The following is a 17,769-nucleotide window of genomic DNA, read 5'->3' on the forward strand; positions in this document are numbered from 1 at the left end:
GCCTACTCCGCCATCTTCGGTGCGCCGACGCCGTCTTCACGCGCGGCACTTTCGGCATCGGGCGAGCTGCGCTGCGCCCTCCAGGGCTCCCACCAGGAATTGAAGGTGCCAACGATGCCCTTGGGCAGGAGGAGCGTGACCAGGATGAACAACGCGCCCAGCATGAACAGCCAGTACGGCGCGAGCGGCCCTGAGGTGAAGTAGGTCTTGGCGTAGTTGACGACGATGGCGCCGATCGCCGCACCGACCAGCGTGCCGCGGCCGCCGACCGCGACCCAGATCACGGCCTCGATCGAGTTGCCGGGCGCGAACTCGCTCGGATTAATGATGCCGACCTGCGGCACATAGAGCGCGCCGGCAACGCCGGCCATGCACGCCGACAGCGTGAACACGAACAGCTTGTAGGATTCGACCCGGTAGCCGAGGAAGCGGGTGCGGCTCTCGGCGTCGCGCACCGCGATCAGCACCTTGCCGAGCTTCGAGGTCACCACCGCGCGGCAGATCGCGAAGGCGACGATCAGCGCGAGGCAACTCAGCAGGAACAGCGCGCAGCGCGTGCCCTCGGCCTGGACATTGAAACCGAGGATGTCCTTGAAGTCGGTCAGGCCATTGTTGCCGCCGAAGCCGAAATCGTTGCGGAAGAAGCCGAGCAGCAGCGCATAGGTCATCGCCTGCGTGATGATCGAGAGATAGACGCCGGTGACGCGGGAGCGGAAGGCCAGCCAGCCGAAGCAGAAGGCGAGCAGTCCCGGCACCAGCAGCACCATCAGCGCCGCAAACCAGAATTTGTCGAAGCCGTACCAGTACCAGGGCAGCGTGTCCCAGTTCAGGAACACCATGAAGTCGGGCAGGATCGGGTTGCCGTACACGCCGCGGCTGCCGATCTGGCGCATCAGATACATGCCCATGGCGTAGCCGCCGAGCGCGAAGAACGCGCCGTGGCCGAGCGAGAGGATGCCGCAATAGCCCCAGATCAGGTCGATCGAGAGCGCCAGGATGGCGTAGCAGACGTACTTGCCCCACAGCGCCACCAGATAGGTCGGCACGTGGAACACCGAACCCTGCGGCAAGAGCAGGTTCGACAGCGGGATCAGCACGCCGAGGCCGGCGACGATCAGGATGAAGCTGGTCGCGGCGCGGTCCAGCGAACGGGTGAGGATGTGCGGGGTCATGCTTCCACCGCCCGTCCCTTGAGCGCGAACAGGCCGCGCGGCCGCTTCTGGATGAACAGGATGATCAGGACCAGGATCGCGATCTTGCCGAGCACCGCACCGGCCACCGGCTCGAGGAACTTGTTGGCGATGCCGAGCGTGAAGGCGCCGACCAGCGTGCCCCAGAGATTGCCGACGCCGCCGAACACCACGACCATGAAGGAATCGATGATGTAGCTCTGGCCGAGATTGGGGCTGACATTGTCGATCTGCGACAGCGCCACGCCGGCAATGCCGGCGATGCCTGACCCGAGCCCGAAGGTCAGCGCATCGACCCGCGAGGTCGCGATCCCCATCGAGGCCGCCATGCGCCGGTTCTGCGTCACCGCGCGCATCTCGAGCCCGAGCGCGGTGTAGCGCAGCATTGCGAGCAGGACGGCGAACACCGCAAGCGTGAAGCAGAGGATCCAGAGCCGGTTATAGGTGATGGTGATCTGGCCGAGCTCGAACGCGCCGCTCATCCAGGAGGGGTTGCCGACCTCGCGGTTGGTGGGGCCGAACACCGTGCGCACCGCCTGCTGCAACACCAGCGACAGGCCCCAGGTCGCAAGCAGCGTTTCCAGCGGCCGGCCGTAGAGGAAGCGGATGATGGTGCGTTCGATCAACACGCCGATGCCGCCCGCGACCAGGAAGGCGAGCGGCACGGCGATGAACAGCGAATAGTCGAACAGGCCGGGATAGCGGCTGCGGATCACCTCCTGCACCACGAAGGTGGTGTAGGCGCCGAGCATCACCATCTCGCCATGGGCCATGTTGATGACGCCCATCACGCCGAAGGTGATGGCAAGCCCGATCGCGGCGAGCAGCAGCACCGAGCCGAGTGAGATGCCGTACCAGGCGTTTTGCACCGCCGACCACATTGCGAGGTTGCTCTGGATCGACGAGATCGCGCTCGCGGCCGCCTTGGCGACCAGCGGCGGCTGATCGGTGCCGACGTCGTTGAGCAGCGCCAGCGCCTCCTGGTCGCCGCGCGCCTTGATCACGGCCACGGCGTCGAGCTTGTCGCTGTCGGACGCATCGGACTTGAACAGGATGATTGCGGCGCGCGCCTCGGCAAAGGCCTGCTTGATCGACTTGTTGGTCTCCTTGGCAAACGCGCTTTCCACCGTCGGCAGCAGGTTCTCCTCATGACTCTTGAACACCGATTGCGCGGCGGCGAGGCGCTTGGCCGGATCCGACGACAGCAGCGTCAGGCCGCCGAGCGCGGCCTCGATGCTACGGCGCAGGCGATTGTTGACGCGGACGTCCGCGACGTTGTCCGGCAGCTTGTCGACGGCGGCCCCGGTTGCGGCGTCGATGATCTTGCCGTCACTCCGCGTGACGAAGACCTTCTTGGTGTCCGGATCGGCCGACAGCCGGCCATCCTGCAGCGCGCCGAGGATCGCCGACGCCAGCGGATTGCCTGAGGACGCGACCTCGCCGATCGCGGCCTCCGTGTCGGAGAAGTCGTCATTGGCGAGTTTGGCGACCGAGTCCTCGAACGGCCCGGCGAGCGCCGGCACGACAAGGCAGGTCAGCAGCAGAACGGATAGAAACAGCGCGCGAACGCGATCAAAGCAATGAACAAGCACGTCGATAACCCCGGCAGGAGTGTGGGGAGAAGGCGGCGAGCGATGCCGCCTTCTCCGGTGTCTTGGAAGTTTGTGTTGTGTCGTGGATCAGATCAGGAGTTCCTGTTTGAGCATGATCTTTTCGGAAAACCGCTACGCACTTTTCCGGATCATGCTTCGGATCAGGAGCCCTGGCCGCCGCACTTGTTGGTCTTGGTGTTCCAGTTGCCGCACTTCTTGCCGACCCAATCGCCGATCAGGTCCTTGGAGCCTTCGAGCTCCTTCGACCACGCGTCGCCGGCCACCAGGCCCGGGGTCTTCCAGACCACGTCGAACTGGCCGTTGCCCTTGATCTCGCCGATGAACACCGGCTTGGTGATGTGATGGTTCGGCAGCATCTTGGCCACGCCGCCGGTCAGGTTCGGCGTCTCGATGCCCGGGAGCGCGTCGATCACCTTGTCCGGATCGGTCGATCCCGCCTTCTCGACCGCCTTCACCCACATGTTGAAGCCGATGTAGTGCGCTTCCATCGGGTCGTTGGTCACGCGCTTCGGGTTCTTGGTGTAGACCTGCCAGTCCTTGATGAACTTCTCGTTCGCCGGGGTCTTGATCGACTCGAAATAGTTCCAGGCGGCGAGATGGCCGACCAGCGGCTTGGTGTCGATGCCGGCGAGCTCTTCCTCGCCGACCGAAAACGCGACCACCGGGATGTCGGTCGCCTTGATGCCCTGGTTGCCGAGTTCCTTGTAGAACGGAACGTTGGCGTCGCCATTGATGGTGGAGACCACCGCGGTCTTCTTGCCGGCCGAGCCGAAGGTCTTGATCTTGGAGACTTCGGTCTGCCAGTCGGAGAAGCCGAACGGCGTGTAGTTGATCATGATGTCTGCGGGCGCAACGCCCTTCGACTTCAGATAGGCTTCGAGGATCTTGTTGGTGGTGCGCGGATAGACGTAGTCGGTGCCTTCAAGCACCCAGCGCTTCACCTTCTCTTCCTTCATCAAATAGTCGACGGCGGGGATCGCCTGCTGGTTCGGCGCCGCACCGGTGTAGAACACGTTGCGCTCGGACTCTTCGCCCTCGTACTGCACGGGATAGAACAGGATGTTGTTCAACTCCTTGAACACCGGGAGCACGGACTTGCGCGACACCGAGGTCCAGCAGCCGAACACGACCGCGACCTTGTCCTTGGTGATCAGTTCGCGCGCCTTTTCCGCAAACAGCGGCCAGTTCGATGCGGGGTCGACCACGACGGCCTCGAGCTTCTTGCCGAGCACGCCGCCCTTCTTGTTCTGCTCATCGATCAGGAAAAGGATCGTGTCCTTCAGCGTGGTTTCGCTGATGGCCATGGTGCCGGAGAGCGAATGGAGAACGCCAACCTTGATGGTGTCGTCGGCCGCTTGCGCGGGCGAGAACGGCGAGGACGCAGCCAGCCCCAAAACCAGGCCGGCAGTCGCCGCGAGGGCGCGGCGACGGGTCATCGTCGCTATATCGTGAGTAAGCTGAGTAGGCATGAAATGTCATCTCCCTGACGCAGGCGTGAACGCTGCGAAACGGCCGTCTGGCCGCCTGCGGTTAAGAGAATCGCAAGAACCGTGCCACGGCTTGCACGCCCATTAAGCCAATGAACCGGCTGGATAATTTCGCGAGTTCCGGGGAAATACGGAAATCAGCTGCTCATTCATTGGGCTGCGCGAATGAATGCCGAAAGAGCAGACTGATTATTTCATGAGCAATATTGGCGTTTTGGCTAAATTTCCGGCATGGATTTGCGACGGTCTGCGCGACGATCGGGCGGTCTCTAACCTCGCATTTGCAGCATCTTGAAAGCGCCGTGTTCCTGGGCCATATCAGCGGCGTGCCCGCGAGAATCGCGGAGCGACCCGCGAGCTGCGTGTTCCTGGCCGTCCCAACGGCTTCTGGCTCGCCTTATCAGCCAACCAAGCTAGATGCCCTAGACACGCGGGTGTCCCGACGCCCTCGTGCGATCCCGGCGATACCAGCCGGGACGACGACTGCTTTTATGGAAAGACCAACCTTTTGACCTCCTTTCAGGATTTCGGCCTTGCCGATCCCATCGCCCGCGCGCTTCGAGAAGAAAACTATCTCACGCCGACCCCCATCCAGGCCCAGACCATCCCGCCCGCGCTCGCTGGCCGTGACGTCGTCGGCATCGCCCAGACCGGGACCGGCAAGACGGCGTCCTTCGCCCTGCCGATCCTGCACCGGCTGCTCGAGAACCGCGTCCGCCCACAGCCCAAGAGCTGCCGCGTGCTGGTGCTCTCGCCCACCCGCGAGCTGTCCGGGCAGATCCTCGACAGCTTCAACGCCTATGGCCGCCACGTCCGCCTCACCTCGGCACTCGCGATCGGCGGCGTGCCGATGGGCCGCCAGGTCCGCGCCGTGATGCAGGGCGTCGAGGTCATGGTGGCCACCCCCGGCCGCCTGCTCGACCTCGTGCAGAGCAACGGGTTGAAGCTCAACCAGGTCGAGTTCCTGGTGCTCGATGAGGCCGACCGCATGCTCGACATGGGCTTCATCAACGACATCCGGAAGATCGTCGCCAAACTGCCGATCAGGCGGCAGACGCTGTTCTTCTCGGCCACCATGCCGAAGGACATCGCCGAACTCGCCGAGGCGATGCTGCGCGACCCCGCTCGCGTGGCGGTGACGCCGGTGTCCTCGACCGCCGACCGGATCGCCCAGCGCGTGATCCAGGTCGATTTCGCCGCCAAGCCGGCGGTGCTGGCCCAGCTCTTGAAGCAGGAGCCGGTCGACCGCGCCCTGGTCTTCACCCGCACCAAGCATGGCGCGGACAAGGTGGTGAAGGGCCTCGCCAAGGCCGGCATCGAGGCCAACGCCATTCACGGCAACAAATCGCAAAACCATAGGGAACGCGTATTGGCGGCGTTTCGTTCCGGCGAAGTCCGCACACTGGTGGCGACCGATATCGCCGCCCGCGGCATCGACGTCGACGGCATCAGCCATGTCGTGAATTTCGACCTGCCCAACGTGCCGGAAACCTACGTCCACCGCATCGGCCGCACCGCGCGTGCCGGCGCCGACGGGGTCGCGATCTCGCTGATCGCGGGCGCCGAGGAAATGGGCTATTTGCGCGATATCGAGCGGCTGATCCGCATCGCGCTGCCGCGGGAGGACCGCCGTACGCCCGGCAACCGCGACGCCGCGACGCCGGCGCAGCCTCCTTCCCAACCGCACCGGGGCGGCCGCTCTGCGCCACGCGCACATAATGTCCGCGGGAATGAGGCCACTCCAGGCGCAAAAGGCCCTCGCCGCCGCCGCCGTCGAGGTGGTAATAATAGCGCACCGCAGACGAACCGGGGCGAGTCGCTACGTCCGTCGCAGACCGGCAGCAGCGAAGGCATTCAGGGCGTCGCCTTCTTGCATCGCGAGAGCCGGCCGAAACCGCAACCCAACCGCAACAAGCAACCGCAGCACTAGCCGTCGCTCGATCTGGAGAAACACATGGCTAAGGAAGAGCTGATCCAGTTCGAAGGACTGGTGACCGAAATCCTCCCCGACGCTCGTTATCGGGTCCAACTCGATGCCGGACACGAGATCGTTGCCTACACCGCGGGCAAAATGAAGAAGAACCGCATCAAGACGCTGGCCGGCGACCGCGTGACGATCGAGATGTCGCCCTACGACCTCGAAAAGGGCCGACTGATTTTCCGTCACAAGGATGAGCGCCCGAGCAGCCCCGGCGGTCCGCCGCGGGGCGGCCAGCAGCGCGGCGGCCAGTTCCGCCGCCGCTGAGGGAAAATTTTGCAACTGCTGCGCGCGTGACATCCCGATGTCCTGCGCGATAAATGGCCGGCGCGCCGCCGGCCAAAAAATCGCGCACGTCAGGATTGTTTTGAACCGTTCTATCGAATAATATTGGTTATCGATTTTCGGCCGGACGACATTAGCTAACACCGGTACAGCCGGTTCAGACGCTGACGACCCTTCCAAAAATTCGATCTCACCACCCCGCCGACCAAGCGGGTTTTGAACTGTCTATCTGAGAAGGGACTACCCACGTGAGCATGGGAACCGTGAAGTGGTTTAACGCGACCAAGGGTTATGGCTTCATCCAGCCGGATGAAGGCGGGAACGACGTGTTCGTGCACATCAGTGCCGTCGAGCGCGCCGGCCTTGGCACTCTGCGTGAAGGCCAGAAGATCTCCTACGAGATCGTGGCTGACCGCCGTTCCGGCAAATCCTCGGCCGACAATCTCCGCGCCGCTGGATAAGCCGATTTCCCGGACGCGCGAAGCTCCAGGAAATTGCGTCAAGACAACAAAGGCCGCTTCCTCGGATGCGGCCTTTTTTGTCGAGCGGACGAACGGCTGCGGCCTAGAGCATTTTCGGTTCTGATAGAATCAGAACCGAAGCCCTAGATTCTAGTTTTGACGCGTTTTCTTCACGCGAACCGGTGTCCACTTCGCTCGAAAACGCTCTAAGTGGTCGGACAAGTCGTCTGCGCGGTTCCGGAGCTCGCCGTATACAATACGCACAGCGACTGCCGGGGACGGGTATAGGCGACGTCGCTGAGCGTGATGCCGGCCGGTGCCATCACGTAGCCGACCGTCGGCTTGTATGTGTAGCTCACCTCGCTGAAGATCAGATAGGTGCCCGGAATCAGCAGCGCGGACGGAACAATACTGGTCACGACGTCACCCACCTTGCGGGTCGAGGTCGTCAACGTCGCCTGCGTAGAGCCGCTCGTCAGGACCCCAGCCGCGCTCCATTGTATCCGCGCGACCTTCGAGGAGTTGATGTAGATCTCCGACAATGTGCCCTTCGTGAGCGTCGGATCATAGGGCGTCATGATGCCGATGCTGGCACTGAAGAAGTTGCTGAGGTCGCTGTCCGCCACCGAGGTCGACTGCGAGGTCAAATCAGACAGCGTTCGCGCGATCAGCGTCACCTTGCGATCCACGGCGACGCCGGACGAAAACTCGACGGTGCCGAAGAGCATCACCAGCATCAGCGGCAACACCATCGCGAATTCGACGGCCGCGAGCCCGCGTCCGTCGCGCACAAAGTCGCGCAGGCAGAGCCGGAGCCAAGATGTCCGCTGCACGTTTCGCATCAGAAGGGCTCGTTCTTGAAGGCCGCGGTCGCCGTCAGCAGCCGCTTGTTGTTGTTCAGGTTGGCGGCGTTGAAGCCGAGCCCGGTCACGAACAGCGGCCATTGATAGAACAGGCGGACCACGACGATGTTGCCGGCGCCGCCGGGGCTGTACTGCATGGTCGGGAGGAAGTTTCCGGTCAAGTCGATCGGCGGGGTGATCTTGACGGAGCCGAACTGGTTCGCCGGGTAGCTACGGACGTCGACGTAGATTCCGTTGACGCAATCGAACAGCACGTTGATCTTGCTACAGACGTAGTTCTTGAACTGCGCCTGGGTGAGCGCCGCCTTCTGGGCCTGACCGGTCATGATCATGCGCGCGGAGTCCTGCGTCACCGTCTCCAGCACCTGGCCGGCGAAAAACGTCATCGCCGTCTCGATGATCGCGAAGAGCAGCCCGAAGAACAGCGGCGCGATCAGCGCAAATTCGACGGCGGCCGAGCCGCGGCGATTGCGGCGAAAGCGTCGGAGGAGTTTTAGGGAAGAACGAGCGGGCGGCGGCATCAACGACCCCGGATGACTGGCGGCAACGACTACTGAAGACTCATTGTTGAAGTGTTTCGCCGGATCGAGACAGAGCGACCCGTTCCGTTAAGCCAATCTTAGCCGTGTCGGATTGCCGGCCCGCGACCGACCGCGGCGCCGGCGTCGAGGATACGCCGGAGCAATGAGGGGTCAGTTGGTCGGCTTGGCCGCGGCGGCGCCCGAGCCGGAGGCCTGGCTGCTCAACGTGCCGGCCTGGTCCATCGTCGCCTTGAAGTAGGTCTCGCCGTCGCCGAGCGTGATGCGGCGTTGACAGACCGGCATGCAGCTGTAGGTCTCGCGATCGACCCCGCGATAGACCGTGACGAGCTGATCGGTCGGGCCCTCGACCTGGATCTGGCGATCCACCAGCACCTGGCCGGTGCGGTCGAGCGCGATGAAGTTGGTCGCGCCATAGCCCTTGCCGGTGACGACGACGACGCCGCCATTTTGCAGGGTCACGTCAGCGATCAGCGGGTTGCCGACGACGATGGTGGCGATGCCCGAGGGCAGCTTGACCAGTTTGGCCTGGTCAACATTGACCGCGATCCTGTCGGGATCTGGCGCAGCCGTGGAGACGGCGGGCCACAGCAGCATGACTGCGGCGAGGGAGACGAATCCGACGCGCGTGACGGCGCGAATACGCTGGGACTGAAACGACATACTCTACCCCGGGACGTTGACAAGCCGGCAAAAGCGATACGCAGCGGACCGGCGCCCGACGCGGCAAATCTGACCGCAATTCATTTAAGAAGAGCAAAAATCGCTCCGCCAATTGAGCGGATGTCGCGACTTCCGGAGCGGAAATCCGGTGCGACAGACGCGGGCAACGGCGACACCCCGGCCCAGCATCCCGGCGATCTGGATCGGTGGGTTCAACATCGTCGTCGCCTTTGCGGTCCGGCCAGCGGCCGTCGCAACGAACCGCAAAAATACGGTGCTCAAGACCCACGATGACGCATCCGACGTCCGGCTGCGGCGCCATTGAGCGCACGTTGCAGGGTTATAGCAATCTTAAGAGTCTGGCAGCAACTTCTGCGGGAGCCGCAACAGCGAGGGCACCACGTGTCGTCGATATCCGGGATCGAGAAGCCCACCGCCAGCGCTGGCGTGCGCGGCCTCACCCTGGATCCGATCCGGGTTCGACCAGCCCTTGGACGCTGGTTCATGTTCAGCGACTATGGCGCAGTCGCGCAGCGTCACATGGCCATCGTCTGGTCCTGCGTCGTCGGATACGCCCTTGTCGACGTGATCTGGCTGCAAAGCTCAGGGCTTTCGTTCGCTCCTTCTAACTGGACGATAATTCTGAAATGCGTCGCTTGCAGCGCGTTCGCCGGTATCTTTATCGCCGTTGCACACAGCCGCCTTGCCGGGGACCAAAGTCGACCAGCGATTCTGTTGCGAGGGGTTTTGCTTCTAACCGAACTGCTGTGGCGCACCAGCCTGCCCATCGGCGGGCTGCTGCTCACGGGGGTCACACTGACCTATTTGATCACCGCCGCGAACTTACCCTTGAGAGACAATGTGCTGGCGCATGTCGATCGCCTGCTTGGCTTTGACTGGCTAAGCTTTCTACAAGCGACAAACTCCAGCCCGCTCGTCGTGAATCTGCTGGCCAGGGCTTACAATGCGATAGGTCCCCTCTCCAACTTGGTCCTGATCTCGCTTGTTCTACGACGCCGCGGGGACAGGATCACGGAATTCATGGCCGTTCTGAGCCTGAGCACGGTCGCCGTGTGCATTGGCATGGCACTCGTTCCGGCCGCTGGCGCCTTCGCATATTTCCATCCCGCTCCGCAGCTCTTTGCGAACTTCTCGGCGTTGGGCGAGATGTGGCCCTTTCTGCGAACCTTCCTCATGCTGCGCGATGGAACACTCTCCATCATCGACCTCTCGACACCTGACGGGATCGTCAGCTTTCCCTCGTTTCACACCATGCTGGGCCTCATAACGATCTACGCGGCGCGCGATACGCGCTGGCTCCTGATCCCCGTGCTCATCGTGAATGCGACGATGATCCTGGCGACGATGCCCGTCGGAGGTCATCACCTCTCCGATGTGCTGGCGGGCGGCGCGCTGACCATCGGCGCAATCCTCCTGGTCCGTCGCCAGAATACGGCGACGCCCGCTCCAGAACAGGACGCATACGCCACTGGCGCTTGATCGATCGAGGCAATGCCGGGACGCGGGGTCGCATCGCACCTCAGCGAGGTCTACCGCGCTGGCGGCTCCAGCATCGGCGCCGCGCGGCGAAGCGCAAGCACGATGAGCATGACCGTCAGCAACGGAGCCAAGCGGCCCGGGACAAAGAGAAGTGGCGGGCTGACGATCGGCACCAGCCAGATCATGAACATCAGAATCCAGCACCACACCGGCTGCGCGCGCCCTTGCGTCATCAGCCAATACGCCGCCGCCACCACCAGCAGGACCTGGTCATAGGGGCCGGAATGCGGCGCGGCCAGCACCGTGGCCGCCAGAAAGACGGCCGTCTTCTCCATCGTGCTTAGCCGTGAGCGGAAGGCGAGAACGACAGAGGCCGCAGCGCCGATCATCGCGGCAAGCTGGATGGCCGAGGCCAGCCGCGGCGGAGCGCCAAGCAGGCCGACACATGTGTAGACGCTGTTGCCCCACATGCGGCCGTACTCGATCCACTTCGCATCGGGCCGGACCAGATTGTCGATCATGAGGGGGTACCAGCGAAGCCACAGGTCCCACCCGAAGATCAGGCCGCTCGCAACGGCCATGGCGAGCGCGGACAGACCGGCCGCCCACAGCGCGCGCCACTGTCCGGCGGCGATCAGCGCCAGCGGGACCAGAAGGCAGAATTGCGGCTTGAACGTCAGCAGCCCCAACGTCAACCCGCACAAAACCGGGCGCGCCTCGAGAAGCCCCAAGCCGGCGACGATCAGCGCGACGACCAGGAACGCGAGCTGTCCATCGATCACATTGACCGCCGATGCCGGACACAGCAGGGCCATCGCCAGAAGAATTCCAGGTGACGCCGAGCCGGCCGCGTTCAACCGCAGCGCGGCAGCCATCAGGCCTGCGCTCGCAGCCTGGAACGCCGCATAGGAGCCAAAGAACCCCAGCGGGGCGAACGGCAGAAGCAGCAGCAGAAAGCTTGGCGGATAGGCCCACGGCCGGAATTCCAGCGGTTTGGAGAGCCAGCCTGCAAACGCTGTATTGAGAAAGCCGGTGAACCGATCACCGTCGAAGATTAGCGACACGTTGCCATCAAGGACCGAACGGATCGCGCCGCAGAACACCATCCAGTCGGTGCCGAGGGTGTTGTGGTCGAGCCCGATCCTGCCCGGATAGGGAATGGTCGTGGCGAGGATGGCCCAGACATAGACCGACGTCACCAGGCCGACGACGAGCACGACCACAGGCGGCCGCAGGATGTCTTGCCTGCCGTCGTTTCCAGCGTCGGCCAAGCTCGTGCCCGATCCTGCCGAATGGAAACGCGCCGGCATCGATGCGGCGGCAACGGCTGCCTGCTCAATCGGCGGTGCGCACATAAACCACCGCGTGATCGTCAGCGTAGACACGCTGCCAGCCGCCAATCCGGTCCAGCAGTTTGACCGCAGGCGTCGTCGGCTCGAGCATCACTGCGTCGATATCGTAGGTGCGGAGCAGATCGATGAAGCGATCGACATCCTTGAGCTGCAGCGCACGGTAATAGGCGATATCGAACGTCTCGCCATACAGCTCGGCGCGACCGTCGACGAACACCGGCACCTGCCGCCAGATCAGATAGCCGCCGAACGGGAGGTCGTTGAGGACCTGCTTGACATTGCGCGCCTTCAACACGTCCACCGCGGCCGCAGGCGATTGCGGGGGCGGCGGCGCGATACGCTCGCTGCTGGCAACAGCCCAGGTCGAAACGCAAAGTGCAACCAGCAACACCGCTGCCGGTGCGGCCCTGAGCCGGACCACGCCTGCCGCGCGCAAGCCGAATTGGGACGCCACCGGCGTCAGGACGACCATCGGCAACAACAGCGCGAAGATCTCGATATTCCTGACGTGCGACAGCGCCATGTACAGCAGGCCGAGCACCAGGGCGATCCGCGGCAGCGGCAGCCTCACGCCGCCGTAGAGCGCCGCGGCGATCAGAGCGAGAACGGCAAACTCGAATCCGCCGATATGGCCGAAATCCGCCGGCATCCATTCTCCGATGAGATGCAGCAGTTCACCGAGACCCAGAATCTTCAGCGAAGCCAGGATCGAACCCCAGCCATAGGGTGTCACGCAGCATGCGGCCAGCGCGCCGACCCCGAAAGCCAACCAGCGTAGCGCCAGCGATGGCCGCTGCGCCGGCGCGGCATTCCAGATGGCGTCGAGCGCGAATGCACCGACCAGCACCAGGCCGAACAGGAACCCGCCATGCAGGTTGGCCCAGAGCGCAATCAACGGCAGCAGCCAGAACGAAGGCGCCCGGCGGCGCTCGCTGGCGCCCATCAGGCCGTTAGTCCAGGCGATCATGACCGGCAGCACGAGGACATGCGGGCGCGCCAGCAGATGCGGCGTCGACAGCGCCAACGCGGCGAGCGCGACGACGCTCGCATAGGTCGCAGGTATCCGGCCGCTCAGAATGGCGGTGAGCTCCGCGAACGCGGCAGCGATGCAGATCGCGGCCAGCGCCGCGGGGCCGGCCCAGCCGGCCAGATCGTAGGCCTTCGCATACAGAACCTGCGAAAGCCAGGACGACGACATCCATGGTTCGCCGGCCTTGGTGAACGAATAGATATCGACCGAAGGCACCGTGCCGTGATCGAGAATCCACCGGCCCACGGCAATCTGCCAGTAGGTGTCGGAATCGGCGAGCAGCTTGCTGCCGGCGAGCAACAGCAGCGCGTAGACGCCGCACGCCACCAGAAACCACGCGGGCACCTCGCCGAAGACCGAGGCTCTCTCCCGTGGAATGGTTGCGATCTCTGAGCTCATGGCAGCATGCGCTGGTCAATCAACTCATTGACGGAACGGATAGGCCAGTTGTCCGCCGATCTCGGTCGGAATTGCCTTGTCATCGGCGCCGTAATCCGCGGGCAGCACATTGTCGGGCATCCGGAAGGTTCCGAACAGGATATCCCAGATCGGGAAGGTGCCGGCAAAGTTGGTGTCGCCGCCCTCATCGAGGGCGGTGTGATGCCAGCGATGGAAGACTGGCGTCGCGATCACGTATTTGAAGGGACCGAGCGTCCAGTTCAGGTTGGCATGGACGAAGGCCGAGTGGAATGTGGTGAACGGGCCGACCCACAGCATGATGTTCGGCGAGATGCCCGCCATCAGCAGGATGACGTCGACGGAAATCGTGCCGATCAAGAGATTGACGGGATGGAAGCGCGCGGCCGAAATCCACTCGAGATCCTCGGACGAATGATGGATCGCGTGATACTTCCAGAAGTCGCCGCCATGAAACATCCGGTGCAGCCAATAGAGCATGAAGTCGGAGGCGACCAGGAAGATGATCGCCTGCAGCACCAGCGGAAGCTTCGACAGCGGGCCGTGTCCGTTGTCGTAGAATGCGATCAGCTCGTCGGCACCATGCACGTTGAATACGGCCGCGGCGCCGACCACCAGCAGCCCGATGCGAAACACGCGCGCGAACACCGGCACGAAGAACCAGTAGCAGATGTCGGTGACGAGCTCGCGCTTCTGCCACCAGGGCTTGCCGGGATTGCAGGCCCAGAAGTGGGTCAGCACGGTGAAGACGATCGCTAGCATGATCGTGATCGGCACGACCTTGATCATGGTCTGGCCGAGCATCTCGATGACTTCAAGGGGAAGCGTGGGCATGGCGGTCCCGTCCAATGGCAAGTCTCATGGGTATCGACCTGCGCTTAAAGACCTGTGAATCCTCATCAACTTCTGACGTCCGGCAACAACGCGCAATTTTCGCGATCGGCTTAATGCCAAATTTACTGTGCGCAACAACTGCGGGTTCGTCCCGCTTTTGCGCGATCAAATTAACTGCGCCGAAATTGTCGAAACATAGGGTGCCGCAATGGTCACGGTGCTGAGAACGCCGGCCAGACCAAATGTAGTTCGACCAGCCACGTGTACACAGGAGCCATTTATGAAGAACCTTGTTTCGCGCTTCGTGAAGGATGAGTCCGGCGCGACCGCCATCGAGTACGGCCTGATCGCAACCGGTATCGCCATCGCGATCATCGCTGCGGTGAACGGCGTCGGCAAGGCGCTGTCCACCACCTTCACCTCGATCTCGACCTCGCTCAAGTAAGCGGTTTCGGGAAGCTCGCCTCAAAGGTCCCGGCGTTCCCGGGACCTTTGCTATTCCGAGACCATCGTCCGCCGTCTGCGAAGGCCGCGGACGATCTTTTCCCGATTGTTCACCATTGGCCGCTAGCCTCGGATTTCGACCTCAGCTCCAGCTTGATGGCGTTTCATCCATGATCCTCGACATCGCGCGCTTGATGCTGTTTCCGGCCCTGATGGCTTTCGCGGCGGCGAGCGATCTCCTGACCATGACGATCCCGAACCGAGTGTCGCTGGCGCTGCTCGCCGGCTTCGCGATCCTGGCACCGCTGACCGGGATGGGGCTCCACGATATGCTCAGCCATGCCGGCGCCGGCGCGCTGGTGCTCGCGGTGGCGTTCGGCATGTTCGCGATGGGATGGGTCGGCGGCGGCGACGCCAAGGTCGCGGCGGCCGTCGGGCTCTGGTTCGGATTCGATCACCTGCTCGAATACCTGGTGCTTGCATCGCTGTTCGGCGGCGCGCTGACCGTGCTGCTCTTGCAGTTCAGGCTGTGGCCGCTGCCCTACCTGCTCGCCTCCCAGGCCTGGCTCGCCCGCCTGCACGACAAGCAGACCGGCATCCCTTACGGCATCGCGCTCGCGCTCGGCGCATTGCTGGTCTATCCGGAGACCGTCTGGATCAAGACGATTGATCTCGCTCACCTCGCCATGGGCTGAGAAAGACGGGGTAACCGCCCGTTAAGGCGATTTAGATACGCCTCATTAACCATGCTTTGACGAATAGCTGGTCAACTCCCATCACGGCGGCGGCAGCGTCGCGGTGTCATGTGGAAAGTGAAGCGTAATGAATACGGCCCGCATTGTGGTCCTGGCTATCGCAGGCTGCGCCGGCCTCGCGGCCCTTTATCTGGCGAGCGGAAGCGACAACAAGCCGGCGCCCGCCGCGCCGCCCGTTGCGCAGCTGCCGACGGTCGACATCCTCGTCGCACGGTCCGATATCGGTCTCGGTCAGACCGTGAAGCCCGACGACCTGCAATGGCAGACCTGGCCGGCGGCGACGGCCAGCAGTAGCTTCATGCGCCGCGACAACCATGCCGACGCCATCAAGGACGTCACGGGCTCGATTGCCCGCGCCCCGTTCATCCAGGGCGAGCCGATCCGCGAGCAGAAGCTCGTCAAGGCCAATGGCAGCGGCTTCATGGCGGCGATCCTGCCGAGCGGCATGCGCGCCGTCTCGACCGAAATTTCGCCTGAGACGGCGGCCGGCGGCTTCATCCTGCCGAACGACCGGGTCGACGTCCTGCTGTCCCGGCGCGACAAGAATCCGGACCGCACCGGCGCCGACGTCGTCAACTCCGAGGTCATCCTGACCAATGTCCGCGTGCTCGCGATCGATCAGGCCCCGAAGGAAAAGGACGGCACCAACGCACTGGTCGGCAAGACCGTGACGCTGGAGTTGAAGCCCGAGCAGACCGAGACGCTGGCGCGGGCGCGCCAGAGCGGCACGCTGTCGCTCGCGCTGCGCAGCATCGCGGACGTCAACGCGACCGACGACCAGACCGATGACAACCACAACAGACGCGGCGAGACGGTGAACGTCATCCGCTACGGCGTTGCCAGCCAGGCAACGATGCAGAAGTGACGATGAGGGCACACGGGATGAACTGCGGGGCAACTCAACGGACGATGCGGACCATGCTGGTCCGCGCCCTGTCGTTTTCGGCGGTCGCCGCACTCACGCTCAACCCGGCGCTGACCCCGGTCCTGGCGAGCGATTATCGCGCCGCGGCGCCGAATTCAGCCGACGGCCAGATGAATGCGCGCTTCCTGTCGCTCGGCGTCGGCAAATCGGTGGTGATCGACCTGCCGCGGGACATCAAGGACGTTCTGGTCGCGGATCCCAAGATCGCCAACGCCGTCGTCCGCTCCGCACAGCGCGCCTATATCATCGGCGCGACGGTCGGCCAGACCAACATCGTGTTCTTCGACGCCGCGGGCCAGCAGATCGCCGCCTATGACATCGCCGTCAAGCGCGACCTCAACGGCATACGCGCTGCATTGCGGCAGGTCATGCCCAATGCCGATATCCAGGTCGAGGGCATCGGCGACAGCATCATGCTGACCGGCACCGCATCGAGCCCGATCGAGGCGCAGCAGGCCAATGACATTGCAACGCGGCTGGCCGGCAGCGCCGACAAAGTCGTGAACTCCATTACGGTTCGGGGTCGCGACCAGGTGATGCTGAAGGTCACCGTCGCCGAAGTCTCGCGCAGCCTGATCAAGCAGCTCGGCATCGACCTCACCGCCAACCTCAATTACGGCACGGCCGTGGTGAAATTCACCAACAACAATCCGTTCACGGCGAACAACGCCCCGCTCGTGTCCGGCAACGCTCTCGCCACCTCGTTCGGCTCCACACCGTCGGTGTCGGCGACGCTCCGCGCCATGGAAAGCGCGGGTGTCGTCCGCACGCTCGCCGAGCCGAACCTGACGGCGATCTCCGGTGAATCGGCAACTTTCATCTCGGGCGGCGAATTTCCAATCCCGACCGGCGTGACCTGCCAGACGTCGTCAACTGGCACGATCGGAAACTGCGTCCAGACGGTCAGCTTCAAGAAATTCGGCATCTCGCTCAACTTCACGCCGGTGGTGCTGACCGAGGGGCGGATCAGCCTGCGGGTGATGACGGAAGTGTCGGAAGTATCGAGCGAGAATGCGCTGCAAGGCGGCCAGGGCGGAACGACGATTCCCTCGATCAAGACCCGCCGCGCCGAGACCACGCTGGAAATCCCCTCGGGCGGCTCGATGGCGATGGCCGGCCTGATCCAGGACCAGACCAAGCAGGCGATCAACGGCCTTCCCGGCCTGGCGTCGCTGCCGGTGCTCGGCACGCTGTTCCGCAGCCGCGACTTCGTCAACAAACAGACCGAGCTTATGGTGCTGGTGACGCCCTATGTCGTGCGCGCGGTGGCGCAAAAGGACCTGTCGCGTCCGGATGACGGCTTCGTCAACGCATCCGATCCGCAGGCCGACCTGCTGGGCAGCATCAATCGCATCTACGGCGTACGGGGTCGTGCGGAGCCGGCGCGGAATTACCGCGGCACTTACGGCTTCATTACCGACTGAGGCGGGGAC

17 protein-coding genes are annotated in these 17,769 nt (G+C 63.6%); 8 read left to right on the forward strand and 9 right to left on the reverse strand.

The features are described from left to right. Nucleotides 1-2: 2 nt before the first annotated feature. From urtC to urtA, 3 genes are all read right to left on the reverse strand, one after another. Nucleotides 3-1,172 carry an urea ABC transporter permease subunit UrtC gene (urtC, locus tag MTX23_RS32940; protein ID WP_280974237.1) on the reverse strand — a complete coding sequence of 390 codons (1,170 nt, stop codon included), beginning with the start codon at nt 1,170-1,172 and terminating at the stop codon, nt 3-5. Then, nucleotides 1,169-2,728: an urea ABC transporter permease subunit UrtB gene (gene urtB / locus MTX23_RS32945; protein WP_280978301.1), complete on the reverse strand. Its 1,560-nt coding sequence runs from the start codon at nt 2,726-2,728 to the stop codon at nt 1,169-1,171. Before urtB ends, urtC begins: the two co-directional genes overlap by 4 nt. A gap of 215 nt (nt 2,729-2,943) precedes the next feature. After that, the gene (gene urtA, locus MTX23_RS32950; RefSeq protein WP_280974238.1) at nt 2,944-4,272 is read right to left on the reverse strand and encodes an urea ABC transporter substrate-binding protein; all 1,329 of its coding nucleotides are present in this window, start codon (nt 4,270-4,272) and stop codon (nt 2,944-2,946) included. Between the two features lie 526 nt (nt 4,273-4,798). On the opposite strand from urtA, the gene MTX23_RS32955 reads away from it, so the two are divergent. From MTX23_RS32955 to MTX23_RS32965, 3 genes are all read left to right on the forward strand, one after another. Next, entirely contained in the window at nt 4,799-6,220 is a 1,422-nt protein-coding gene (locus tag MTX23_RS32955) for a DEAD/DEAH box helicase (RefSeq protein ID WP_280974239.1), read from the forward strand. A gap of 24 nt (nt 6,221-6,244) precedes the next feature. Then, nucleotides 6,245-6,535, forward strand: a complete 291-nt coding sequence (gene infA, locus MTX23_RS32960) for a translation initiation factor IF-1 (RefSeq protein WP_066515688.1) — start codon at nt 6,245-6,247, stop codon at nt 6,533-6,535. A 266-nt stretch (nt 6,536-6,801) separates the two neighbouring features. Next, on the forward strand, nt 6,802-7,014 hold the full coding sequence (locus MTX23_RS32965) for a cold-shock protein (protein WP_016842648.1): 213 nt from the start codon (nt 6,802-6,804) through the stop codon (nt 7,012-7,014). Between the two features lie 206 nt (nt 7,015-7,220). Here the strand turns inward: MTX23_RS32965 and MTX23_RS32970 are convergent, their stop codons facing one another. The 3 genes from MTX23_RS32970 to MTX23_RS32980 form a co-directional block, all read right to left on the reverse strand. Further along, nucleotides 7,221-7,856 carry a TadE/TadG family type IV pilus assembly protein gene (locus tag MTX23_RS32970; RefSeq protein WP_280974240.1) on the reverse strand — a complete coding sequence of 212 codons (636 nt, stop codon included), beginning with the start codon at nt 7,854-7,856 and terminating at the stop codon, nt 7,221-7,223. Beyond that, entirely contained in the window at nt 7,856-8,398 is a 543-nt protein-coding gene (locus MTX23_RS32975; RefSeq protein ID WP_280974241.1) for a TadE family protein, read from the reverse strand. Before MTX23_RS32975 ends, MTX23_RS32970 begins: the two co-directional genes overlap by 1 nt. 171 nt (nt 8,399-8,569) lie before the next feature. Further along, nucleotides 8,570-9,013 carry a pilus assembly protein N-terminal domain-containing protein gene (locus tag MTX23_RS32980; protein ID WP_280978302.1) on the reverse strand — a complete coding sequence of 148 codons (444 nt, stop codon included), beginning with the start codon at nt 9,011-9,013 and terminating at the stop codon, nt 8,570-8,572. Between the two features lie 468 nt (nt 9,014-9,481). Between MTX23_RS32980 and MTX23_RS32985 the strand changes: the two genes are divergently transcribed. Continuing rightward, nucleotides 9,482-10,579: a phosphatase PAP2 family protein gene (locus MTX23_RS32985; protein ID WP_280974242.1), complete on the forward strand. Its 1,098-nt coding sequence runs from the start codon at nt 9,482-9,484 to the stop codon at nt 10,577-10,579. 50 nt (nt 10,580-10,629) lie between these two features. On the opposite strand, the gene MTX23_RS32990 is transcribed toward MTX23_RS32985, so the two are convergent. From MTX23_RS32990 to MTX23_RS33000, 3 genes are all read right to left on the reverse strand, one after another. Then, nucleotides 10,630-11,850, reverse strand: a complete 1,221-nt coding sequence (locus MTX23_RS32990) for a glycosyltransferase family 87 protein (protein ID WP_280974243.1) — start codon at nt 11,848-11,850, stop codon at nt 10,630-10,632. Nucleotides 11,851-11,914: 64 nt separating this feature from the next. Beyond that, a complete protein-coding gene (locus MTX23_RS32995) occupies nt 11,915-13,360 on the reverse strand; it encodes a hypothetical protein (RefSeq protein WP_280974244.1) in 1,446 nt (481 codons plus the stop codon). A 24-nt stretch (nt 13,361-13,384) separates the two neighbouring features. Further along, entirely contained in the window at nt 13,385-14,212 is an 828-nt protein-coding gene (locus MTX23_RS33000) for a sterol desaturase family protein (protein WP_280974245.1), read from the reverse strand. 280 nt (nt 14,213-14,492) lie between these two features. On the opposite strand from MTX23_RS33000, the gene MTX23_RS33005 reads away from it, so the two are divergent. The 4 genes from MTX23_RS33005 to MTX23_RS33020 all read left to right on the forward strand — a co-directional run bounded on the left by MTX23_RS33005 (nt 14,493) and on the right by MTX23_RS33020 (nt 17,760). Continuing rightward, nucleotides 14,493-14,657 carry a Flp family type IVb pilin gene (locus MTX23_RS33005; RefSeq protein ID WP_044587508.1) on the forward strand — a complete coding sequence of 55 codons (165 nt, stop codon included), beginning with the start codon at nt 14,493-14,495 and terminating at the stop codon, nt 14,655-14,657. A gap of 169 nt (nt 14,658-14,826) precedes the next feature. Next, complete coding sequence (locus MTX23_RS33010; RefSeq protein WP_280974246.1) at nt 14,827-15,351, forward strand: prepilin peptidase; 525 nt, start codon at nt 14,827-14,829, stop codon at nt 15,349-15,351. Between the two features lie 127 nt (nt 15,352-15,478). Then, complete coding sequence (gene cpaB / locus MTX23_RS33015) at nt 15,479-16,276, forward strand: Flp pilus assembly protein CpaB (RefSeq protein ID WP_280974247.1); 798 nt, start codon at nt 15,479-15,481, stop codon at nt 16,274-16,276. A 44-nt stretch (nt 16,277-16,320) separates the two neighbouring features. Beyond that, a complete protein-coding gene (locus tag MTX23_RS33020) occupies nt 16,321-17,760 on the forward strand; it encodes a type II and III secretion system protein family protein (protein ID WP_280978303.1) in 1,440 nt (479 codons plus the stop codon). Nucleotides 17,761-17,769: the final 9 nt, after the last annotated feature.

Source organism: Bradyrhizobium sp. ISRA436 (assembly GCF_029910015.1).
Classification (GTDB): Bacteria; Pseudomonadota; Alphaproteobacteria; order Rhizobiales; family Xanthobacteraceae; genus Bradyrhizobium.